Origin of the sequence: Actinoplanes utahensis, from assembly GCF_016862455.1 — a bacterium.
Classification (GTDB): Bacteria; Actinomycetota; Actinomycetes; order Mycobacteriales; family Micromonosporaceae; genus Actinoplanes; species Actinoplanes utahensis.
On record NZ_BOMZ01000033.1, the window covers coordinates 26,139 to 48,093 of the forward strand.

Here is a 21,955-nt window from a genome sequence, read left to right on the forward strand (position 1 = left end):
AGGAATGAGCACCACCATCGAACGACACCTGTACGACGTCGTCGTGATCGGGGCCGGCGGCGCCGGCCTGCGTGCGGCGATCGAGGCCCGGCTCGCCGGGAAACGCACCGCGATCATCTCCAAGTCGCTGTTCGGCAAGGCGCACACGGTGATGGCCGAGGGCGGCGCCGCCGCCGCGCTGGGCAACGTCAACTCGCGTGACAACTGGATGGTCCACTTCCGCGACACGATGCGCGGCGGCAAGTTCCTGAACAACTTCCGGATGGCCGAGCTGCACGCCAAGGAGGCCCCGGAGCGGATCTGGGAGCTGGAGACGTACGGGGCGCTCTTCGACCGTACGAAGGATGGGAAGATCTCTCAGCGCAACTTCGGCGGCCATGAGTACCCCCGGCTCGCCCACGTCGGCGACCGCACCGGCCTGGAGCTGATCCGCACCCTCCAGCAGAAGATCGTCTCCCTGCAGCAGGAGGATTTCGCCGCCACCGGCAGCTACGACTCGCGGATCCGGGTGTTCCAGGAGACCACGATCACCGAGCTGCTGCTCGACGGCGACCGGGTGGCCGGCGCGTTCGGCTACTACCGGGAGTCCGGCGAGTTCGTGCTCTTCGAGGCGCCGGCCGTGGTGCTGGCGACCGGTGGGGTGGGCCGCAGTTACAAGGTCACCTCCAACTCCTGGGAGTACACCGGCGACGGCCACGCGCTGGCCCTGCGCGCCGGCGCGACCCTGATCAACATGGAGTTCCTGCAGTTCCACCCGACCGGCATGGTCTGGCCGCCGAGCGTGAAGGGCATCCTCGTCACCGAGTCGGTCCGCGGCGATGGCGGGGTGCTGCGCAACTCCGAGCAGAAGCGGTTCATGTTCGACTACGTCCCCGACGTCTTCCGCAAGCAGTACGCGGAGACCGAGGAGGAGGCCGACCGCTGGTACACCGATCCGGACAACAACCGCCGCCCACCCGAGCTGCTGCCCCGCGACGAGGTGGCCCGGGCGATCAACAGCGAGGTCAAGGCGGGCCGGGGCAGCCCGGCGGGCGGGGTGTTCCTGGACGTGTCGACCCGGATGCCGGCCGAGCAGATCATCCGGCGACTGCCGTCGATGCACCACCAGTTCAAGGAGTTGGCCGACGTCGACATCACCAAGGAGCCGATGGAGGTCGGGCCGACCTGCCACTACGTGATGGGCGGGGTGGAGGTCGAACCGGACACCGGTGCGGCGCTCGGCCGGGTGCAGGGCCTGTTCGCGGCGGGCGAGGTGTCCGGCGGCATGCACGGATCCAACCGGCTGGGTGGCAACAGCCTGTCCGACCTGTTGGTCTTCGGCAAACGGGCGGGCGAGCACGCGGCGGCCTATGTGGAGACGCTGCCGTCCCGGCCCAAGGTGGCGAAGGTGGACGTGGCCGCTGCCGCGGAGGTGGCGCTCGCGCCGCTGGTGCGGCCGGGTGGCGAGAACCCGTACACCCTGCAGCAGGATCTTCAAGCCGTGATGGGGGACCTGGTCGGCATCATCCGGCGCGCGGGTGAGCTGACCGACGCGCTCAAACGGCTCCAGGAGCTGCGCGTCCGGGTGGCGAACGTGGGCGCCGACGGCGGCCGGCGATACAACCCCGGCTGGCATCTGGCCCTGGACCTGCGCAACATGCTCGTCGTCTCGGAGTGCACGGCGAAGGCGGCACTGGAGCGCGAGGAGTCACGCGGCGGCCACACCCGCGAGGACTTCCCGAAGATGAGCCCGGAGTGGCGGCGGATCAACCTGGTCTGCTCGCTGGAGGAGACCGGCGAGGTGCATCTGGAACGCAAGCCGGTCCCCCGGATGCGTGCCGAGCTGATCACCTTGTTCGAGCGCACCGAGCTGGCGAAATACCTGACCGATGAGGAACTGTCCGACGTGGAGGCCCAGTGAAACGCCACTTCCGTGTCTGGCGCGGTGACGCCGGCGGCGGTGACCTGCGCGACTTCGAGGTCGAGGTGAACGAGGGCGAGGTCGTCCTCGACATCATCCACCGGCTGCAGGCCACCCAGGCGCCCGATCTGGCCTGCCGGTGGAACTGCAAGGCGGGCAAGTGCGGCTCCTGCTCGATGGAGATCAACGGCAAGCCCCGGCTGGGCTGCATGACCCGGATGTCGACGTTCGCCGAGAACGAGTTGATCACGATCACCCCGATCCGCACCTTCCCGGTGATCCGCGACCTGGTCACCGACGTCTCCTTCAACTACGAGAAGGCGCGGGAGACCCCGGCGTTCGCCCCGCCGTCCGGCGTCGCTCCCGGCGACTACCGCATGCAGCAGGTCGACGTGGAACGCAGCCAGGAGTTCCGCAAGTGCATCGAGTGCTTCCTCTGCCAGAACACCTGTCACGTGATCCGTGACCACGACGAGAACAAGCCGGCCTTCTCCGGTCCGCGTTCCTTCATCCGTGCCGCCGAGCTGGACATGCATCCGCTCGACTCGCGCTCCGACCGCAAGGAGTACGCGCAGGCCAGCCAGGGTCTCGGCTACTGCAACATCACCAAGTGCTGCACCGAGGTCTGTCCCGAACACATCCAGATCACCGACAACGCGATCATCCCGATGAAGGAGCGGGTGGTGGACCGGCGTTACGACCCTCTGGTCTGGCTCGGCCGCAAGATCCTGCGCCGGGACCAGCTCGAGACCCGCCCCGCGCCGTCCTCCGTGGCCGCGCCGCCGTCCAGCGCCCGCCTTCCCGCGAGCGCCGCGGTCGGTCCCGACGGCCACATGGACATCGCCGAGCTCACCGCGCCCCTGCAGGGTGGCCCCTCTCCGTTCGGCGACGACCTCACCTTCCCGATCGCACCGGAGGAGCTGCTCTACAACCACCCCGACAAGGGCAACAAGCCTTGACCCGGCCCGGTCCGCCGTCGGCCGCCTCTGCGGTCAGCGCGGTCCGGAGGGGGACTCGTCGCCGGTGATCAAGGTGAGCTGGCTGATGGCGACGTCGCGCCAGGCGCCGTGCTTCCAGCCGATGCGGGGATGGACGCCGACCGGCTGAAAACCGAGCGAGGCATGCAGGCCCATGCTGGCGTCGTTGGGCAGGGTCATCTTGGCGACGGCGGTCCGGTAACCACGGGCCGCCAGCCGGGGAAGCAGCACGCCGTAGAGGGCACGGCCGGCTCCGGTGCGCCGGCGGCCGGTCTCCAGATAGACGCTGACCTCGCAGGACCAACGGTAGGCCGGGCGGGCGGCGAACGGCCCGGCGTACGCGTACCCCACGGCCTCGCCGGCGACCTCGGCGATCAGCCAGGCGTAACCGTCGAGGGCCGTCTCGATCCGCCGGGCCATCTCGGCTTCGTCCGGCGGATCGGTCTCGAACGAGATCGCGGTGTCCACCACGTACGGCCGGTAGATGGCCGCGCACACGGCCGCGTCCTTCACCGTCGCGTCCCGAACCGACAGTTCTCCACTCACCTTGCGTCCTTCACCAGCAGCACCGGAGTCACTCCGTGACCCGGATCGACAGCAACGACTTCACCACCCGGCCGGGCCGGCGACCTCCGCTTCAGGCCTGGGCCCGAAGCGGATGTCATGCGGTGGGCCGGGTGAGCCATTGTTCGAGGCCGTCGAGGATGCGGTCCAGTCCGAAGGCGAAGCTCTGGTCGAACCCCTCGGTGGGATCCATCTCGGCGACGCCGTTCTCCTCACGCCACCTGGCGTAGTCCGGGTAGTCCACCGCCACCTTGTCCATGAACGGCTCCATCCGCGCGCGCAGCTCGGCCGCGGTCCTCCCGGACCGGCGGACGGCAGCGACCACGGCGCCCTCCATCGTCGCCGACCCGATCACGTGCGCCGTGACCAGCGCATGCACGTGGGACAGGCCCGGGCCGGTGAACCCGGCCGCCGACAGCAACGCGATGGTGCGGTTGCTCATCCGCAGAACGTTGGGGCCGATGGTGGGCCGCATCCCGAGATAGCCGATCACCCACGGGTGGCGCAGCAGCATGGCCCGTAGCCCGTTGGCCATCACGCTCACACCGACCCGCCACGGGGCGTCACCCGGCTCGGGCACGTAGACCTCGCCCATCACCTCGTCGACGGCCAGCTCGACGAGATCGTCCTTGGTCGCGACGTGCCAGTAGAGCGAGGTGGCGCCGGAGCCGAGCCGGGCGCCGAGGCGGCGCATGCTCAGCCCGTTCGCCCCCTCGGCGTCGAGCAGCTCGATCGCCGACCGGACGATCTGCTCCCGGCTGAGGCTGGGCTGACCGGTGCGGGGCCGGGCGGGTCTGGTCCACACCGAGTCGGTGAAGTCGGGCATGACGCCATCCTACGGGGACTCGCACACTGTTCGAGTCCACTGGTACGGTGTTCGAGCTTTCCCGAACGCCGTACGAGAGAGGAATATCAATGCCCGAACGTCACCCGCGGCGCTGGCTGATCCTGGGCGTGCTCTGCCTGAGCCTGCTGGTAGCCGTCGTGGACAACATGGTGCTGAACATCGCCATCCCCTCGCTGATCCGCGACCTGGGCGCGAGCACCGCCGACATCCAATGGATCCTGGACGCCTACATCCTGGTCTTCGCCGGTGTGCTGCTCACCGCCGGCAGCCTCTCCGACCGGCACGGCCGCCGCCTCGGCCTGGTCCTCGGCCTGGCGATCTTCGGTGGAGCGTCCGCGCTGGCCACCGCGTGCGAGACCCCCGGTCAACTGATCGCGGTCCGGGGCCTGATGGGTCTCGGCGCCGCCTTCCTGATGCCGGGCACCCTGGCCATCCTGACCACGGTCTTCGACGAGACCGAACGCAAGAAGGCGATCGCGATCTGGAGTTCGGTCCTGATGCTCGGTGCGCTCGGCGGCCCGACCCTGGGCGGCCTGCTGCTGGAGCATTACTGGTGGGGCTCGGTCTTCCTGATCAACATCCCGATCGCGGTCCTCGGCATCGTGGCCGCCGTGCTGATCATCCCGGAGTCCCGTGGCCCCGCCACCCGGCCGGACACGATCGGGGCACTGCTCTCCACGATCGGCATGACCGCCCTGGTGTGGGGCGTGATCTCCGCGCCCGAGCACGGCTGGGGGTCGGCACGGACGGCCGGTGGCTTCGCCGTCGCGATCCTCGCCCTGACCACCTTCGTGATCTGGGAGCGCCGGGTCACCGAACCGATGCTGCCGCTCGCCCTCTTCCGAAACCGCAACTTCCGGGGCGCGAGCATGTCGCTGGTCATCCTCGCCTTCTCGGCCGGTGGCGTGATGCTGGCGATCACCCAATACCTGCAGTTCGTCCTCGGTTACGAGCCGATCCGGGCGGGCGCCGCGTTCATCCCGATGCTCGTGACGACGATGATCTTCAACGGCGTGGGCGTGATGGTGGACAAGCGCTTCGGCGCACGGGTCGCCCTGTCGGCCGGTCTGCTGCTGGTGGCCGGCGGGTTCGCGGTCCTCGCCTCACTGAGCCCGGCCGACGGATATCTCAAGCTCGCGGCCGCGCTGGTGGTGATCGGGATGGGCAGCGGGGTGGCCTCGCCGGCCGCGGTGGGGACGCTGCTCGGCGCCCTGCCCCCGGAACGAGCCGGTGTCGGCTCGGCGGTCAACGACACGGTGCAGCAGATCGGGACGGCCCTCAGCATCGCCGTCCTGGGCAGCGTGCTGACCACCGCATATCGCGCGGCGATGCCGGCCGGCACCACCGGGCCGGCCCGCGACTCGCTGGGCGACGCCCTCGGGGTCGCCACCGCGACCGGGGACGCCGGACTGGCCGAGGCGGCCCGGGCCGCCTTCGTCGACGCCATCGCGATCACCTCCCTGGTCGGCGTGGTCGGCGGAATCGCGGCGGCGATCCTGGCCGCCACGGTGCTGCGCCCGCAACCCGCCCCCACCGCCACCCCATCGCCCACCGCGGAAGCCCCGACCCCGATCCCCAGCAACTGACCCGGCCACGGCGAGTCACGACGCCGAGTGGTTCCAGGTCGGTCGCCGTTCGTGTGCCGTGCGGTCGTGTGACGGCCGAACCGAACACGGAGGGTTGGTCGAACGTCCGTACTAACATGGCGGCATGACCAGCGCCTATCAGCCTTCGATGTTCGACCTGATGTCCGGGGCGGGCGAGGCGGTCACCTCGCTGACCGGCCGGGTCACCCGGCACCGGCTGACCGCCGGCGCGTGGGCCGACGTGCTGCCGGGGTGGCTGCACGGGTCCGACGCGGTGTTCGAGACCCTGCTCGGCATCGACTGGAAAGCCGAGCGGCGCAAGATGTATGACGACGTCGTCGACGTGCCCCGGCTCCTGCGGTGGTTCGGCCCGCGGGAGCCGCTTCCGCATGCCGCGCTCGACGCGGCGAAGACCGAGCTCAACCGGTATTACGCGGCCGAGCTCGGCGAGGAGTTCGTGACGGCGGGCATGTGCCTCTATCGCGACGGCCGGGACAGTGTGGCCTGGCACGGTGACACGATCGGCCGGTCGGCGACGCAGGACACCATGGTCGCGATCGTCTCCTTCGGATCGCCACGCAACCTGCTGCTGCGGCCACGCGCGGGCGGGCACGAGACGTTGCGGTTCCCGCTCGGGCACGGCGATCTGATCGTGATGGGCGGCTCCTGTCAGCGCACCTGGGAGCACGCCGTGCCGAAGACCGCGAAACCGGTGGGACCGCGGATCAGCGTGCAATTCCGGCCCCTCGGCGTCGCCTGAGAGCGACAAGCATGCAAGTCCGGCGCATCAGCCGCCGGCAGCGGCAGGCATGCGAGCCGGCCAGCTCGTTGACGCCCGCGACGACGTCGCTGCGGGCTGCCGGCCACCATAGTTCGGCGCATCAGCCGCCGGCAGCGGCAAGCGTGCGGTTCGGACGCATCGAGCTGCTGGGAACGCTCACCCCCGGCTGCTTGTCACTGCTGTCTCAAGCGCGCTTGAGACAGCAGTGACGACCAGCCGGACGACAATGCGGTTCTGGGACAGCAACGCCGCCGCGAGCGACGGGCATGGCGATTTCGGCATATCAAAGCGGCGGAGAACGACATGCATACGATTCCGGCGCAACAACGCCGTCGCGATCGACAAGGGTGCAATCCCGGCCTATCGCCGTCGCCGGAGCGCTCGGGGAATGCCCTGATCACGGCTGCCGAGTAACGGGGACATTGCAAGTGGTTGACGAGTCCGCGGAGAAAGTTACACTCCAAGTGTAAATAGTTGAGGCTCCATCTCCACTCAGGACTTCCACCGGTCCGATCGAGGCGGCCATGCCAACAGATCCCCAGCTCAAGGAGCTTGCGCTCCAGGACATCACCGTCCGCTTCGGCGGCCTGACCGCTCTCGAGAACGTTTCCCTGCGCGTGCCGCCGGGACGGATCGTCGGCGTCATCGGGCCGAACGGCGCGGGCAAGACAACCCTTTTCAACGTCATCTGTGGTTTCGTGCAGCCGACCTCCGGGTCGCTGACGTTGGACGGTCAGCCCTGGCGGCCCCGTCCGCACCACCTGAATCGTCTCGGTATCGCCCGGACCCTGCAGGGTGTGGGCCAGTTCGCCGGCATGACCGTGCTGGAGAACGTGATGGTCGGTGCCCGGCACCGGCATGCCGAGCGGGAGGCGCTTGCCGCTCTGGAGCGGTGCGGCGTCGCGAAATACGCGCCGGCCCACCCGGGCGCCCTGCCCTATGCGATCCGCAAGCGGATCGAACTGGCCCGGGCCCTGGTCGCCAAGCCGCGCATCCTGATGCTCGACGAGCCGGCCGGCGGGCTGGACTCCGACGAGATCCGCTGGCTGGGCAACCTGATCAAAGAGGTCGGCACCACCGTTCTGCTGGTCGAGCACCACATGGACCTGGTGATGTCGGTCTGCGACGAGATCCTGGTGCTCGACTTCGGCAAGTCGATCGCGCTCGGCACCCCGAGTGAGATCAGCGAGAACCCCAAGGTCACCGAGGCCTACCTGGGCGTCGCGGCCTGATCGGCCCTACGCGTGGTGAGCTGCGGCGCGCCTGACGGCCGAACTCGCCACACAGCGAAGCGTGGTGAGGTGCGGCGCGGACAGCGGCCGAACTCCACACGAGACGAAGCGTGGTGAGGGACGGCGCGGACAGCGGCGGATCTCCACACGCGGAATGAAGCGCAACACCCCACAGCCTGGGGTCGGTCCGGCCTCAGGTGTCACATATCCGGAAAGCCGGGCACGTACCGGCTTCCCTCGGCATACCCGGAAGCCGGCGAGACGGCGGCCGGCGTCGGCGGAAGCCGGCGAGAGAACGACCGGATCCAGGCACATGAACGAACGAGCGGCCCCGAAGGAGGAGCGCCGATGATCACCCGTACCCCGGCACTGCCGGGAGACTCCCGATGAGCGGCGCGCTGCTGCAGGTGGACGGCCTGACCGCCGGGTACGGCGCGGCGCCGGTCCTGCACGACGTGAACCTCACCGTCCAACCGGGAGAGATCGTCGCCGTGCTCGGGGCGAACGGCGCCGGCAAGACGACCCTGCTGCGCACCCTGTCCGGCCTGGTCAAGTCGGCCGGTGGCCGGGTCGCCTTCGACGGCGCCGACCTGGCCGGCACCAAGGTGGAGCATCTGGTCCGGCGCGGTATCGCGCACGTCCCGGAGGGCCGTGGCGTGGTCACCGAGCTGACCGTGGACGAGAACCTGCGGCTCGGCGGCCTGTGGCGGCGGGACCGGGCGGACGCCAAGAAGGCGCTCGACGAGGTGTACGAGCTGTTCCCGTCGCTGGCGCAGCGCCGCACCTTCGCCGGTCATCAACTGTCCGGTGGCGAGCGGCAGATGCTGGCCCTGGGCCGGGCCCTGATCGGCCGGCCGAAACTGCTGCTGCTCGACGAGCCGTCGCTGGGCCTCGCCCCGAAGGTCACCGCCCACATCATGACTCTGCTGCGTGACCTGCGGGAACGCACCGGGTTGGCGGTGCTGCTGGTCGAGCAGAACGTACGCAGCGCACTCTCCATCGCCGACGAGGGCGTGGTGCTGGCGCTGGGCCGGGTGGTCACCCGGAACAAGGCCTCGGTGTTGCGCGACGACGCCGATCTCCGTCACGCCTACCTGGGGTTCTGATGGACGAGTTCATCTATCTGACGTTCGACGGGCTCAGCCGCGGGCTGGTGTATGCGGCGTTCGCGCTGGCCCTGGTGCTGATCTGGCGGGCCGCCCGGATCGTCAACTTCGCGCAGGGCGCGATGGCGGTGGCCGCGGTCTACGCCGGTTATTCGGTCACCAACGCGACCGGGTCGTACTGGCTCGGGTTCGTGGTGGCGCTGCTGACCGGGCTGCTGCTCGGGGTGGTGGTCGAGCGGGTGGTGATGCGCTTCGTCGACCACTCGTCGCCGCTCAACGGGGTGGTGGTGGCGCTCGGCCTGGTGCTGATCATCCAGGGCACGCTCGGGATCATCTACGGCAACGAGTTCCAGCCGGTGCAGACGCCGTTCAGCCGGGACGCGTTCGAGGTGGGCGGGATCGCGCTGCTGTCGCGGTACGACCTGTTCGTCTTCGCCGCGGTCGGCTCGGTGGTCGTGATCCTCACACTGCTGTTCACCCGGACGGCGGTGGGCCTGCGGATGCGGGCGGCGGCGTTCGCCCCGGACGTGTCCCGGCTGCTGGGCGTCTCGGTCGGCGGCATGCTGACGCTGGGCTGGGCGCTCGCCGCGGGCGTGGGCTCGCTCGCCGGGATGCTCGTCGTCCCGACCGAGCTGGGTGTGCATCCGACGGCGATGGACATCGTGTTCGTGTCGGCGTTCGCGGCCGCGGTCGTGGGTGGGCTGGACAGCCCGATCGGCGCGGTGATCGGCGGTCTGATCGTGGGCCTGCTCCTGTCGTACGTCAGCGGCTATGTCGACGTCTCGGTCACCCCGATGGCGGTTCTCGCCCTGCTCGTGGTGGTGCTGCTGGGCAGGCCGGGCGGGCTCTTCTCCAGTTCGAAGGCGAGGGTGGCGTGACCGGCGTGCAGACGAACGAGGGTGGCGTGACCGACGTGCAGACGAAACAGAACGCGGAGCCCGTACCGAAGCAGGGTGTCGATCTGCCACGACGGCGCGGGTGGCGCCCGCATCCGGTGATCGTCGTCCTGGCAGGCGCGCTGATCGTGGTGGGGCTGACCTATGTCCTTCCGCCGTTCCGCAACTATCAGCTGGCCACGGTCGGCGCGTACCTCTGTGTGACGGCCGGCCTGACCGTCCTGACCGGACTGAACGGGCAGTTGTCGCTCGGGCACGGCGCACTGATGGCGACCGGCGCGTACACGCTCGCGCTGACCCAGAACAAGTTCGAGAACCTGCCGCTCAGCTTCGCCGCCGCGATCGCCGTGACCACGGTGGCCGGCGCGATCATCGGGCTGGCCGCGGCCCGGTTGCGCGGGCCCTACCTGGCCGGGCTGACGCTCGCCGTGGCGATCGTGGTGCCGTCGGTGGCCAGCACGTTCGACGAGACGTTCAACAGCGACCAGGGCCTGTCGGTGATGCTGAACCCGCCGCCGGAGCAGTTTCCGATGGAGCAGTGGCAGGCCTGGCTGTGCTGGAGCGCGGCACTGATCGTGGTGCTGCTGCTGGCGCTGCTGTCGCGCGGCCGGTTCGGGCGGGACATGCGGGCGGTCCGTGACGACGAGACCGCGGCGAAGCTGGCCGGTGTCAACATCGCCCGTACCCAGGTGCTGGCCTTCGTGGCGAGCGCCGCCTGCGCCGGTGTGGCCGGCGCCCTGTTCGCCGTGCTCGCGCAGAGTGTGTCGCCCGGCGCGTTCCCGCTGACGCTCTCGCTGTTCCTGCTCATGGCGATCGTGATCGGCGGCCTGGGGAGCCTGTTCGGCGCGCTCTGGGGTGCGCTGCTGCTCGTCGTCCTCCCCGCCCTGTCCCAGTCCGTCAGCGAGCAGGCCGGATCGCAGCGGCTCGAGGGCAACCTCGCGCTGATCGTCTTCGGCGTGGTGCTCGTCGTCGTCATGCTCGCCGCCCCCGGCGGCCTCGCATCCATCCCATCGCGAATCTCACGAATGCTCAGGAGGAATCGATGAAACGTATAGCTGCGTCGGCGCTGGCCGTCGCGTTGCTGGCCGCGGGCTGCACGAACGAGGGTGGCGGTGGTTCCGGCGGAACCGGCGGCGACGTTCCGGGTGTGACCGACACGTCCATCGTGGTCGGCACCCACATGCCGCTGACCGGCCCGGCCGCCGCCGGTTACTCGAAGATCGCGCCGGCCACCAAGGCGTACTTCGACTACGTGAACGCCAACGGTGGTGTGCACGGCCGCAAGATCGAGTACAAGGTCAAGGACGACGCCTACAACCCGGCGAACACCCAGACCGTGGTACGCGAGCTGGTCCTGCAGGACAAGGTGTTCGCGATCCTGAACGGCCTGGGCACGCCGACGCACACCGGCGTCCTGGACTTCCTGAAGACCAACCGGGTGCCGGACCTCTTCGTGGCCAGCGGCAGCCGGAGCTGGAACCAGGCGGACAAGTACCCGGGCACGTTCGGCTTCAACCCGGACTACACGGTCGAGGGCAAGATCCTCGCAACCCACGTCAAGGAGACGTACGCGGGCAAGAAGACCTGCTTCCTCGGCCAGGACGACGACTTCGGCCGGGACAGCCTGCTCGGCGTGAAGAAGATCCTCGGGACGGTCGCGGCCGAGGAGAAATATGTCACCAGCAGCCCGAACGTCGGGCCCCAGATCGGCGCTTTCAAGGCGGCCGGCTGTGAGGTCGTGATCCTGGCGACCATCCCGCCGTTCACCGCCCTGTCGATCGGCACGGCCGCGAAGATCGCGTACAAGCCGCAGTTCGTGGTGAGCAACGTGGGCGCCGACCCGACCACCGTCGCGAAGACCCTCGGCGACGCGGCGCCGCTGATGGAGGGCCTGGTGGCGGCGAACTACCTGCCGCTGAACACCGACGAGTCGAACCCGTGGATCCAGCTCTTCCAGAAGGTCAACAAGGAGCACAACGCCGGTGCGGAGTTCGACAACAACGTCGTCTACGGCATGTCGGTCGGCTACCTGTTCGTACAGGCGCTGCAGTCCGCCGGCAAGGACCTGACCCGCGACAAGATCGTCGAGGTGGTGCAGAAGAACGGTTTCCAGGGACCGGGTCTGGTGCCGCTGCGCTTCTCCGCGCAGGATCATTCGGGGTACGGCGGCGAGCAGCTCACGAAGATCGAGAAGGGCAAGGCGGTGTACTTCGGCACCCCGTACACCACCGATGACGGGGACGGCCCGGTGACGCCGTACACCAACCAGCCTGTGACTCCGCCGCAGAGCGGCGTCCCGGCCGCGTAATATATGCACTGAGACTGCAAATACACGACTCCAGGAGGTTGAGCGATGGCTGACCAGGTAGCAATCGTGACCGGAGCAAGCCGCGGGATCGGGCTGGCCATCGCCCAGCGTTTCGTCGCCCAAGGGGCGAGAGTCGTCGTCACCGGCCGGGACGCCGACGCCCTCGAAGCCGCCGTGAAGGAGCTCGGCGGCTCCGAGGTGGCGCTCGGCGTCGCCGGCAAGGGTGACGACCCGGCACACCGGGCCGCGGTGATCGACGCGGCCCGGGACCGGTTCGGCCCGGTGACCACGCTGATCAACAACATCGGGATCAACCCGGCGTACGGGCCGCTGGCCACCCTCGACCTCAACGCCGCCCGCAAGATGGCCGAGGTCAACCTGATCGGCACGCTCGGCTGGGTGCAGGAGGCGCTGCGCGGCGGCCTGGCCGACGGCGGCTCGATCGTCAACATCTCGTCGGTCTCCGGTGTCCGCCCGGCCCCGGGGATCGCCTTCTACGGCACCACCAAGGCCGCCCTGATCCACCTCACCGAGGAGCTCGCCATCGAGCTCGCGCCGAAGGTGCGGGTCAACGCGGTCGCCCCGGCCGTCGTGAAGACCCGGTTCGCCACCGCCCTCTACGAGGGCCGCGAGGAGCAGGTTGCCGCCACCTACCCGCTCAAGCGCCTCGGCACCACCGACGACGTGGCCGCCACCGTCGCGTTCCTCTGCTCAGCGGAATCCGGCTGGATCACCGGCCAGACCATCGTGATCGACGGCGGCATCACCCTCACCGGATCCGTCCAGTGAAGCGGGTCGTCGTCACCGGCGCCGGCGGCGGGATCGGCGCCGCCCTGGCCCGCCGGTTCGCCGCCGACGGCGCCCGCGTCGTCGTCAACGACCTCAACGCCGAGGCCGCCCGCGAGGTCGCCGACGAGATCGGCGGCCTCGCGGTGGCGGGCGACGCCGCCAGCGAGACCGACGTCCAGCGCCTCATCGACACCGCGTGGAACGAGCTCGGCGGGATCGATCTGTTCTGCTCCAACGCCGGGGTGCTGTCGTCCGGGGACGAGACGACGCCGGACGACCAGTGGCAGCGTGACTTCGGGGTCAACGTGATGTCGCACGTCTACGTGAGCCGGGCGCTGCTGCCCCGCTGGCTGGACGGCGGCGAGCCGAAACGGCTGCTGATCACGGTCAGCGCGGCCGGGCTACTGACCCTGCTGGGCAGCGCGACGTACTCGGTGACCAAACACGCGGCGCTGGCGTACGCCGAGTGGCTGCGGGCCACGTACGCGCACCGGGGTCTGATCGTCCAGGCGCTCTGCCCGCAGGGGGTCCGCACCGACATGCTGACCCGCGGCAACGATCAGGGCAGCGGCAGCGCGGCCCTGCTCGCCGAGGGCGCCCTGCCCCCGTCGCAGGTGGCCGACCTGGTCGCGGAGTCGCTGAACGGGGAGGGTTTCCTGATCCTCCCGCATCCGGAAGTCGAGGGTTACTACCGCTTGCGTGCGAGCGATCCGGACCGTTGGCTGGGGGGCATGAACAAACTCCAGCGCGGTTTCGAGCAGAGGGCCGGCTCATGAAGGGCCTCGACCTGGAACGACTCCGGGCATTCCTGGAAAGCCCGCCCCTGACCGGGACGATGTTCGCGGGCGGCAAGTCGAACCTGACGTATGCGGTCACCGACGGGACGACCCGCTGGGTGCTGCGCCGGCCGCCGCTGGGACACGTGCTGCCCACGGCGCACGACATGGCCCGGGAGCACAAGGTTCTGGAGGCTCTGTCGAACGCCGGCTTCCCCGTACCGAAACCGGTGTTGCTCTGCACCGACGCCGAGGTCATCGGGGCGCCGTTCTACCTGATGGAGCACGTCGACGGCACGATCTACCGGGACGCGGCGCTGATCGAGAAGGTGGACTTCCGGGCACTCACCTTCACCCTCGTCGACACGCTCGCCGACCTGCACTCGCTGGACCCGGCGGCGATCGGCCTGGGCGACTTCGGCAAGCCGGAGGGCTTCAACGCCCGGCAGGTGCGCCGGTGGAAGCAGCAGCTCGACGCCTCCCGCAGCCGTGAGTTGTCCGGCATCGAGGAGCTGCACGCCCGGCTCGCCACCGACATCCCGGCCGGTGGGCCCGGCGCTGTCGTGCACGGCGACTTCCGGCTGGACAACGTCCTGGTCAGTGACCAGCTGACGGTCAACGCGGTGCTGGACTGGGAGATGTCCACACTGGGCGATCCGCTCAGCGACCTGGCCCTGATGCTGGTCTACGCCGGCCGCCCGCTGCTGGAGCGCGACGGCCGGCCGGTGGCCCCGGTCGACATCCCCGGCCATCCGTCGCTGGACGAGATCGCCGCGCGGTACGCCGAGCGCAGCGGACGCGATGTCGGCGACCTGAACTGGTACGTGGGATTCGCCGCGTTCAAGCTCGCCGTCATCCTCGAGGGCGTGCACTACCGCTACACCAAGGGTCAGACGGTCGGCCCCGGCTTCGACTCCGTCGGGGCGATGGTTCCCGTCCTGGTCGAACAGGGCCATCGAGCGCTGGAAGGAAAGTAATGGACTTCGAGTTCGACGCGAAGACCGAGGACTACCGGAAACGACTGCTCGCCTTCATGGACGAGCACGTCTACCCGGCCGAGGCGACGTTCCACACCGGCCATGACGGTTGGGAGCCGCCGGCCGCGTTGAAGGGCCTGCAGGCCGCCGCGAAGGAGGCGGGCCTGTGGAACCTCTTCCTGCCGGGTGAGCACGGCGCCGGGCTGACCAACCTGCAGTACGCCCCGCTCGCCGAGATCACCGGCCGCAGCCCCGCCATCGCGCCGCCCGCTCTCAACTGCGCCGCCCCGGACACCGGCAACATGGAGGTGCTCGCCGACTTCGGCACCGCCGAGCAGAAGGCGAAGTGGCTCGCGCCGCTGCTGAACGGCGAGATCCGGTCGGCGTTCGCGATGACCGAGCCGCAGGTCGCCTCCTCCGACGCCACCAACATCAGCACCCGGATCCAGCGCGACGGCGACGACTACGTCGTCAACGGGCGCAAGTTCTACATCACCGGCGCGATGAACCCGAACTGCAAGATCTTCATCGTGATGGGCAAGACCGACCCGGACGCCCCGCGCCACCTGCAGCAGAGCCAGATCCTGGTGCCCCGGGACACCCCCGGCGTGACGGTCAAGCGGGGCATGACGGTGCTCGGCTACACCGACGGCGACCACGGCGGCCACGCCGAGATCATCTTCGAGGACGTACGGGTGCCGGCCACCAACCTGATCGGCGAGGAGGGCGGCGGTTTCGCCATCTCCCAGGCCCGGCTCGGTCCCGGCCGGATCCACCACTGCATGCGGCTGATCGGCATGGCCGAGCGCGCCCTCGAGCTGATGTGCACGCGCGCGCTGGTCCGCACCCCGTTCGGCAAGCCGCTCGCCGAGCAGGGCGTCGTCCAGGACTGGATCGCCGAGTCCCGGGTACGCATCGAGCAGTCCCGGCTCCTGGTGCTCAAGGCCGCCTGGCTGATGGACACGGTCGGCAACAAGGGCGCGCACACCGAGATCCAGGCCATCAAGATCGCGGTGCCGTCCACGGTGGAATGGATCGTCGACAAGGCCATCCAGACGCACGGCGCCGCCGGCGTCGGCCAGGACTTCCCGCTCGCCGGGCTGTTCGCCAGCGCCCGTATGCTGCGACTCGCCGACGGGCCGGACGAGGTGCACAAGCGCTCCCTGGCCCACCGAGAGCTCAAGCGCTACCGGAGTAGTAAGTGACCAACCCACCAACCCGCGTCGATGGTCGTACCGCACGGTCCGAACGGACCCGCAACGCGATCATCGACGCGCACCTCCGGCTGATCGGCGAAGGGGACATGCGCCCCACCGCCGACCGGGTGGCCAAGCTGGCCGGGGTGTCGCTGCGCGCCCTGTGGAGCCACTTCGCCGACATGGAGGCGTTGATGGCGGCCAGTGGCCAGCGGGTGCTGGAACAGCGGGACGCCTCGTACCACCCGATTCCGGCGGATCTTCCGCTGGACGAGCGGATCGAGGCGTTCTGCCGTCAGCGTGCCCGGCTGCTGGAGGAGCTCGCGCCCGCGGCGCGGGCCTCCGCGCTGAAGGAGCCTTTCTCCACCGGTTTGCGGCACTACCGGAAAGTGCACGTCTCCCGGGTACGCGACGAGTTGACCGCCACCTTCCCGGACGAGATCGGCAGCGACCAGGAACTGCTCGACGCCCTGACCGCGGCCAGTCTCTGGCCCACCTGGGCGAGCTGGCGTGACGCCATGGAACTGCCGGCCGACAGCGCCCGCGCCGCCCTGACCCGGGTGGTCACCGCGATGCTGGCGCCGGCCGCGCGTTCCGGAGCCTGATCCCGCGCATCCCGCCTCGCCGGCGCGCTCGGCGGCCCGCTGTCGCGCGACAGCGGGCCACGAAGCCGTTACGAGTACTGCTTGCGCAGTTCGCGCTTGAGGACCTTCATGCTCGGGCCGAGCGGCAGGGACTCGGTGAACCGGACCTGGCGCGGGTACTTGTGCTTGCCGAGCCGCTCCTTGGCCCACTCGATCAGCTCGTCGGCGGCCAGGCCCTCCTCCGCCGGCACGACGACGGCGCAGATCTCCTCGCCGAGGGTCTCGTCGGCGACGCCGATCACCGCGACCTGCTGGATGGCGGGGTGGCGGGCCAGCACCTCCTCCACCTCGCGCGGGTAGACGTTGAAGCCGCCGCGGATGATCAGGTCCTTGGTGCGGTCGACGATGCTGATGAAGCCCTGCTCGTCCTTGACGCCCAGGTCGCCGGTCCGGAACCAGCCCTCGACCAAGGCCTCGGCGGTGGCGTCGGGACGGTTGAGGTAACCGGCGAACACGTTGTGGCCGCGGATCACGATCTCGCCGAGCTCACCGTCGGGCAGGAACTCGATGCGCTCCGGCACCTCCGGGCGGGCGATCTCCACCTCGACACCCCAGATGGGGTGGCCGACCGTGCCGGGCTTGGCGCCGAAGCTGGGCTGGTTGGTGGTGGCCGTCGGGGAGGTCTCGCTCAACCCGTACCCCTCCCAGATCGTCGAGCCGAAGGCTCCGGCGAACTTCTCCAGGACCGCGACCGGCAGCGACGCGCCGCCCGAGACGCAGAGCTTGAGGTTCGGCAGGCGCTCGGCGGTGGCCGCCGCCTCCAGCAGGCCGATGTACATCGTCGGCACGCCGTGGAAGATCGTCACGTTCTCCTTGAGCATCAGCTCGATCGCGGCCTCGCCGGTGAACCGCGGCAGCAGCACCAGCGTCCCGCCCAGGCGGAACGTCGCGTTCATCCCGACGGTCTGGCCGAAGGTGTGGAACAGCGGCAGGCAGCCGAGCACCACGTCGTCGCCGGTCAGCGGGTGCACGTCGAAGACGTTGACGGCCGCGTTCATCACCAGGTTGAGGTGGGTGAGCAGCGCGCCCTTGGGTTTGCCGGTGGTGCCGCTGGTGTAGAGGATGACCGCGACGTCCTCGGCCTCCCGGGTCACGTAGGTGCGCAGCGGCTCGAGGCCCTCGGAGATCTCCTCCAGCCGCGGCGGGTACTGCGGCAGGTCGGCGGGGAGCGGGCCGACGTTCGCCAGCCGGGTGCCGGTCGCGGCCGCCGCACCGCCGCCCGCGGCCAGGAACGCGGAGTGGGTGACCAGCAGCTTCGCGCCGCTGTCGGCGAGGACGTAACCCACCTCCTCCGCGTTGAGCAGCAGCGACACCGGCACGATCCGGGCGCCGACGGCCAGCGCGGCGTAGTAGACGCGCGGGAAGTCGGCGACGTTCGGGATCATCACGGCGACCGTGTCGCCGGGGCCGACGCCCAGTTCCCGCAGGCCGGCCGCGTACGACCGGGACTGTGCCCAGAGATCGCGGTAGGTGATCCGGCCGCCCGTCTCGTCGACGATCGCCACCTTCTCGGGGTACCGCCGGGCGGCCTCGGCCAGAACGGTGGCGAGGGATAGCGTCGTCATGCCTGATCTCCCTTAGTGATGTACATCGCAGCTGTGCTTAAACTAGCGGCGTAAGTTTTTACACGTCCAGTGTTGATTCCGGTTTTTTCAGGGAGTTCTCATGGCCCGGCCCCGGCAAGCGCTGCTCACCAGGGAGCGCATCGTCGAGGCGGCCGCCGCTCTGATCGACGCCGAAGGACTGGACGCCTGCTCGATGCGGCGCCTCGCGACCGAGCTGGGCGTGCAGGGGCCGTCGCTCTACAACCACTTCGCCACCAAGGCGGAGATCGTCGACGCGGTCGCCGAGCTGGTGGTCGCCCAGGTGGACATCACGGTCTTCCGGGGCAACGACTGGCGCGAGGCGCTGCGGCTGTGGGCGAAGTCGTACCACGCGGTCCTCGCCGCCCACCCGAACATCGTCCCGGTGCTGGCCACCGGCCCGGGTCGCCGCCCGGCCGGGCTGGCCATGGCCGAGGCCGTCTACGGCGCGCTGATCGACGCCGGGTGGTCCCGCGCGCGGGCCACCCACATCGGCGCGCTGATGCGTTACCTGATCACCGGCTCCGCGCTCGGCTCGTTCGCGCTCGGCTTCGACGCCGACCCGGAGCTGTACGACCGCTATCCGCACCTGCACCGCGCCCACGAGCTCGCGGCCCATCGCGCCGCCGTCGACGAGGGCGCGTTCGAACTCGGGCTGGATCTGCTGATCAACAGCCTTTCCGACCGCTATGACCAGGGGGTACGCCGATGACGTCGGTCTTCCGCGACGAGCACTGGATCGGGGGCGCTTTCGTGGCGCCCGGATCCGGCGACCGGATCGGGGTGGAGAATCCGTACACCGGGGAGGTGTTCGGGCACGTCCCGGCCGGCACCGCCGAGGACGTGGACCGTGCCGTCACCGCGGCCCGTGACGCCTTCGACGGCTGGGCCTCGGCGCCCGCCGCCGAGCGTGGCGCGGCCCTGGGCCGGCTGCACCGGACCCTGTCCGCCCGGGCGGACGAGATCGCCCGGATCGTCGGCCTGGAACTGGGCACCCCCCTCAAGATCGCCAAGGCGGTGCAGGCGGGGCTGCCCCTCACGGTCCTCGCGGGGTACGCCGAACTCGCGGCCCAGCCCCCCGCGGAGGAGACGATCGGCAACTCGCTCGTCGTCCACGAGCCCGCCGGCGTGGTCGGCGCGATCACCCCGTGGAACTACCCGCTGCACCAGGTCGTCGCCAAGGTCGGCGCGGCCCTGGCGGCCGGCTGCACGGTGGTCCTCAAGCCCAGCGAGCTGACCCCGCTGACGGCGTACCTGCTGGCCGACGCGGTCGCCGAGGCGGAGCTGCCGCCGGGCGTGTTCAACCTGGTCACCGGTACCGGCCCGGCCGTCGGCTCGGCCATCGCCGGCCACCCGGGCGTCGACCTGGTCTCGTTCACCGGCTCCACGGTGACCGGCCGGGCGATCAGCCACGCCGCCGCCGACCGGATCGCCAAGGTCTCGCTGGAGCTCGGCGGCAAGTCGGCCAACGTGATCCTGGAGGACGCCGACCTGGTCAAGGCGGTCAAGGTCGGGATCGGCAACGCCTTCCTCAACTCCGGCCAGACCTGTACGGCGTGGACCCGGATGCTGGTCCACCGCAGCCACTACGACGAGGCCGTCGAGCTGGCCGCCAAGTCCGCCGCCGGTTACACCCTCGGTGACCCGTTCGACCCGGCCACCCGGCTCGGCCCGCTCGCCTCGGCCGGCCAGAAGGACCGGGTCCGCGGCTTCATCGAGCGTTCCACCGCCCGCCTGGTCGCCGGCGGTCTCGACGCCCCGGTGCCCGCGCAGGGTCACTTCGTCGCGCCGACCGTCTTCGCCGACGTCGACCCGGACAGCGAGCTGGCCCAGGAGGAGATCTTCGGCCCGGTGCTGGCGATGATCCCGTTCGACTCCGACGACGAGGCCGTGGCGATCGCCAACAACTCGAAGTACGGCCTGGCCGGCGCGGTCTGGGGCTCCGACGAGCGGGCCCTGTCCGTGGCCCGCCGGCTGCGCACCGGAGCGGTCGACGTCAACGGCGGGTCGTTCAACCCGTTCGCCCCGTTCGGCGGTTACAAGCAGTCCGGTATCGGCCGCGAGCTGGGCGCTTACGGCCTGGCCGAATTCCAGCAGGTGAAGGCGATCCAGCGATGACCGATTACATGACCGGCCTGGTGGTCCGCGAGCCCGGCACGCCCGCCGCGCTCGCCGAGCTGAAGCTGCCCGAGATCGGCCCCGGCCAGGTCCGGGTCCGGGTCCGGGCGGCCGGCGTCTGCCACTCCGACCTGTCCATGGTGAACGGCACCCTGGCCCCGCCGCACCCGCTCGTGCTCGGTCACGAGGCGGCCGGCGAGGTGGTCGAGGTCGGCGAGCACGTCACCCGGGCCGCGGTCGGCGACCACGTGGTGCTGAACTGGCAGCCGGCCTGCCGCGCCTGCTGGTTCTGCGAGCACGGCCAGCCGTGGCTGTGCAGCACCTCGCACGGGGTGGCGGCGATGCAGAGCGGCATCACCCTGAACGGCGAGCCGGTCCACGTGACGCTGGGCGTGGGGGCGTTCGCGGAGCAGGTGGTGGTTCCGGAGAACGCGGTCATCCCGGTGCCCCGGCAACTCGGTTTCGATCTCGCCGCCCTGCTGGGGTGCGCGGTCCTGACCGGCACCGGCGCGGTCCGCAACACCGCCCAGGTCGAACCGGGCGAGTCGGTGGTCGTCGTCGGCCTCGGCGGCGTCGGCCTGTCGGTGGTCAGCGCGGCCCGTGCCGCCGGCGCCGGGCAGGTCATCGCCGTGGACGTCAGCGAGGCGAAGAAGGGGCTGGCCGAGGCGGCCGGCGCCACCGACTTCGTGGTCTCCTCGGACAACCTGTCCAAGGAGATCCGGTCCCGCACGAACCGGCTCGGCGCCGACCACACGATCGAATGCGTCGGCCGGGCCTCGACCATCCGGGCCGCCTGGCGCGCCACCCGCACCGGGGGCCAGGTCACCGTGGTCGGCATGGGCGCGGCCGACGACATGGTCCAGTTCAGCGCCCTGGAGATCTTCTCCTCGGCGCGGATCCTGCGGGCCTCGGTGTACGGCCAGGCCGACACCGACCTGGAGGTCCCGGCGCTGGCCCGCGACGTGCTCGACGGCAAGCTGAACCTCGATCATCTGATCACCGACCGGATCGGCCTGGCGGACGTGCCGGCCGCGTTCGACCGGATGGCCCGCGGCGAGGGCGCCCGCTCCGTCGTCAGCCTCTGAGCAGCGGCGGCAGCGCCGCCACGATCGGGACGTCGGCGGGCAGCCAGGGAACGCTGTCCAACTGGTCCACGGTCAGCCAGCGCATGGAGCGGTGCTCCAGCGCCTCCGGGACGTCGCCGTCGAGCAACTCGACGCCGTAGACCCGGAGCACGGCTCGGCCGTGGGCCAGCGGCACGTCGGGGCCGACCCGGTCCCCGACCGCGACGCGGACGCCCAACTCCTCCCGGCACTCCCGGGCCAGCGCCTGCCGCTCGGTCTCCCCCGGCTCGACCTTGCCGCCCGGGAACTCCCATCGCCCGGCTGCCTCCGGCGGACTGCTGCGCTCGCAGGCCAGAACCCGGCCAGCGGTGATGATCACAGCCGCCACGATCACCCTGGGTGATGGCGATGGTTTGACGTATTGTTCGGGCCGCATGAGATCCAAGATCTCATGAAACTCCACCGTTCAGGTTGCCCGCTGGTGCCCCGATCGTCACGCAAACACGGATATGTGGGCGTGGACACCAGTGACCGGACGGACGAAACTGTGGTCACCGACCATGACGACACGGCGACAGTTCGGCCACAAGCCGGCAACGACGCCAAGGGGG

Annotated in this window: 21 protein-coding genes; 17 read left to right on the forward strand and 4 right to left on the reverse strand. The window is 70.1% G+C overall.

The annotated features are described in order from the left end of the window. The first annotated feature begins 4 nt into the window (after positions 1 to 4). Positions 5 to 1,900, forward strand: a complete 1,896-nt coding sequence (locus tag Aut01nite_RS10290) for a fumarate reductase/succinate dehydrogenase flavoprotein subunit (RefSeq protein WP_043533454.1) — start codon at positions 5 to 7, stop codon at positions 1,898 to 1,900. Continuing rightward, the gene (locus Aut01nite_RS10295) at positions 1,897 to 2,859 is read left to right on the forward strand and encodes a succinate dehydrogenase/fumarate reductase iron-sulfur subunit (RefSeq protein ID WP_043533453.1); all 963 of its coding nucleotides are present in this window, start codon (positions 1,897 to 1,899) and stop codon (positions 2,857 to 2,859) included. Before Aut01nite_RS10290 ends, Aut01nite_RS10295 begins: the two co-directional genes overlap by 4 nt. Positions 2,860 to 2,892: 33 nt before the next feature. On the opposite strand, the gene Aut01nite_RS10300 is transcribed toward Aut01nite_RS10295, so the two are convergent. Beyond that, positions 2,893 to 3,423, reverse strand: coding sequence for a GNAT family N-acetyltransferase (locus Aut01nite_RS10300; protein WP_201775652.1), 531 nt, complete (start codon positions 3,421 to 3,423; stop codon positions 2,893 to 2,895). Between the two features lie 115 nt (positions 3,424 to 3,538). After that, complete coding sequence (locus Aut01nite_RS10305; protein WP_043533452.1) at positions 3,539 to 4,267, reverse strand: TetR/AcrR family transcriptional regulator; 729 nt, start codon at positions 4,265 to 4,267, stop codon at positions 3,539 to 3,541. Between the two features lie 89 nt (positions 4,268 to 4,356). On the opposite strand from Aut01nite_RS10305, the gene Aut01nite_RS10310 reads away from it, so the two are divergent. The 12 genes from Aut01nite_RS10310 (at position 4,357) to Aut01nite_RS10365 (ending at position 16,540) form a co-directional block, all read left to right on the forward strand. Then, positions 4,357 to 5,874 carry an MFS transporter gene (locus Aut01nite_RS10310; RefSeq protein WP_043533451.1) on the forward strand — a complete coding sequence of 506 codons (1,518 nt, stop codon included), beginning with the start codon at positions 4,357 to 4,359 and terminating at the stop codon, positions 5,872 to 5,874. Positions 5,875 to 5,998: 124 nt separating this feature from the next. Next, complete coding sequence (locus Aut01nite_RS10315; RefSeq protein WP_043533450.1) at positions 5,999 to 6,634, forward strand: alpha-ketoglutarate-dependent dioxygenase AlkB; 636 nt, start codon at positions 5,999 to 6,001, stop codon at positions 6,632 to 6,634. Between the two features lie 545 nt (positions 6,635 to 7,179). Further along, entirely contained in the window at positions 7,180 to 7,887 is a 708-nt protein-coding gene (locus tag Aut01nite_RS10320) for an ABC transporter ATP-binding protein (RefSeq protein WP_043533449.1), read from the forward strand. A 386-nt stretch (positions 7,888 to 8,273) separates the two neighbouring features. Beyond that, positions 8,274 to 8,993 (forward strand): ABC transporter ATP-binding protein, encoded by a 720-nt coding sequence (locus Aut01nite_RS10325; RefSeq protein ID WP_043533448.1) that lies wholly within the window; start codon positions 8,274 to 8,276, stop codon positions 8,991 to 8,993. Then, entirely contained in the window at positions 8,993 to 9,871 is an 879-nt protein-coding gene (locus tag Aut01nite_RS10330) for a branched-chain amino acid ABC transporter permease (RefSeq protein WP_043533447.1), read from the forward strand. Before Aut01nite_RS10325 ends, Aut01nite_RS10330 begins: the two co-directional genes overlap by 1 nt. An 83-nt stretch (positions 9,872 to 9,954) precedes the next feature. Then, positions 9,955 to 10,935, forward strand: coding sequence for a branched-chain amino acid ABC transporter permease (locus Aut01nite_RS10335; protein WP_043533601.1), 981 nt, complete (start codon positions 9,955 to 9,957; stop codon positions 10,933 to 10,935). Beyond that, positions 10,932 to 12,197 (forward strand): ABC transporter substrate-binding protein, encoded by a 1,266-nt coding sequence (locus Aut01nite_RS10340; protein WP_043533446.1) that lies wholly within the window; start codon positions 10,932 to 10,934, stop codon positions 12,195 to 12,197. The genes Aut01nite_RS10335 and Aut01nite_RS10340 overlap by 4 nt, the downstream gene beginning before the upstream one ends. Positions 12,198 to 12,242: 45 nt before the next feature. Then, positions 12,243 to 12,986: an SDR family oxidoreductase gene (locus Aut01nite_RS10345; RefSeq protein ID WP_043533445.1), complete on the forward strand. Its 744-nt coding sequence runs from the start codon at positions 12,243 to 12,245 to the stop codon at positions 12,984 to 12,986. Next, positions 12,983 to 13,762 carry an SDR family oxidoreductase gene (locus tag Aut01nite_RS10350; protein WP_043533444.1) on the forward strand — a complete coding sequence of 260 codons (780 nt, stop codon included), beginning with the start codon at positions 12,983 to 12,985 and terminating at the stop codon, positions 13,760 to 13,762. Before Aut01nite_RS10345 ends, Aut01nite_RS10350 begins: the two co-directional genes overlap by 4 nt. Then, the gene (locus tag Aut01nite_RS10355; protein ID WP_043533443.1) at positions 13,759 to 14,739 is read left to right on the forward strand and encodes a phosphotransferase family protein; all 981 of its coding nucleotides are present in this window, start codon (positions 13,759 to 13,761) and stop codon (positions 14,737 to 14,739) included. Before Aut01nite_RS10350 ends, Aut01nite_RS10355 begins: the two co-directional genes overlap by 4 nt. Next, positions 14,739 to 15,944 carry an acyl-CoA dehydrogenase family protein gene (locus Aut01nite_RS10360; protein WP_043533442.1) on the forward strand — a complete coding sequence of 402 codons (1,206 nt, stop codon included), beginning with the start codon at positions 14,739 to 14,741 and terminating at the stop codon, positions 15,942 to 15,944. Before Aut01nite_RS10355 ends, Aut01nite_RS10360 begins: the two co-directional genes overlap by 1 nt. Further along, positions 15,941 to 16,540: a TetR/AcrR family transcriptional regulator gene (locus Aut01nite_RS10365; protein ID WP_043533441.1), complete on the forward strand. Its 600-nt coding sequence runs from the start codon at positions 15,941 to 15,943 to the stop codon at positions 16,538 to 16,540. Before Aut01nite_RS10360 ends, Aut01nite_RS10365 begins: the two co-directional genes overlap by 4 nt. Before the next feature lie 68 nt (positions 16,541 to 16,608). On the opposite strand, the gene Aut01nite_RS10370 is transcribed toward Aut01nite_RS10365, so the two are convergent. Continuing rightward, positions 16,609 to 18,144, reverse strand: coding sequence for a long-chain-fatty-acid--CoA ligase (locus Aut01nite_RS10370; RefSeq protein ID WP_043533440.1), 1,536 nt, complete (start codon positions 18,142 to 18,144; stop codon positions 16,609 to 16,611). A gap of 100 nt (positions 18,145 to 18,244) precedes the next feature. Between Aut01nite_RS10370 and Aut01nite_RS10375 the strand changes: the two genes are divergently transcribed. The 3 genes from Aut01nite_RS10375 to Aut01nite_RS10385 are packed head-to-tail and all read left to right on the forward strand — an operon-like array spanning position 18,245 to position 21,365. Further along, positions 18,245 to 18,874: a TetR/AcrR family transcriptional regulator gene (locus Aut01nite_RS10375; RefSeq protein WP_043533439.1), complete on the forward strand. Its 630-nt coding sequence runs from the start codon at positions 18,245 to 18,247 to the stop codon at positions 18,872 to 18,874. Further along, positions 18,871 to 20,280, forward strand: a complete 1,410-nt coding sequence (locus Aut01nite_RS10380) for an aldehyde dehydrogenase family protein (RefSeq protein ID WP_043533438.1) — start codon at positions 18,871 to 18,873, stop codon at positions 20,278 to 20,280. Before Aut01nite_RS10375 ends, Aut01nite_RS10380 begins: the two co-directional genes overlap by 4 nt. Further along, entirely contained in the window at positions 20,277 to 21,365 is a 1,089-nt protein-coding gene (locus Aut01nite_RS10385; protein ID WP_084000141.1) for an alcohol dehydrogenase catalytic domain-containing protein, read from the forward strand. Before Aut01nite_RS10380 ends, Aut01nite_RS10385 begins: the two co-directional genes overlap by 4 nt. On the opposite strand, the gene Aut01nite_RS10390 is transcribed toward Aut01nite_RS10385, so the two are convergent. Next, the gene (locus Aut01nite_RS10390) at positions 21,355 to 21,780 is read right to left on the reverse strand and encodes a (deoxy)nucleoside triphosphate pyrophosphohydrolase (protein WP_173476760.1); all 426 of its coding nucleotides are present in this window, start codon (positions 21,778 to 21,780) and stop codon (positions 21,355 to 21,357) included. The genes Aut01nite_RS10385 and Aut01nite_RS10390 overlap by 11 nt on opposite strands. Positions 21,781 to 21,955 lie beyond the last annotated feature (175 nt).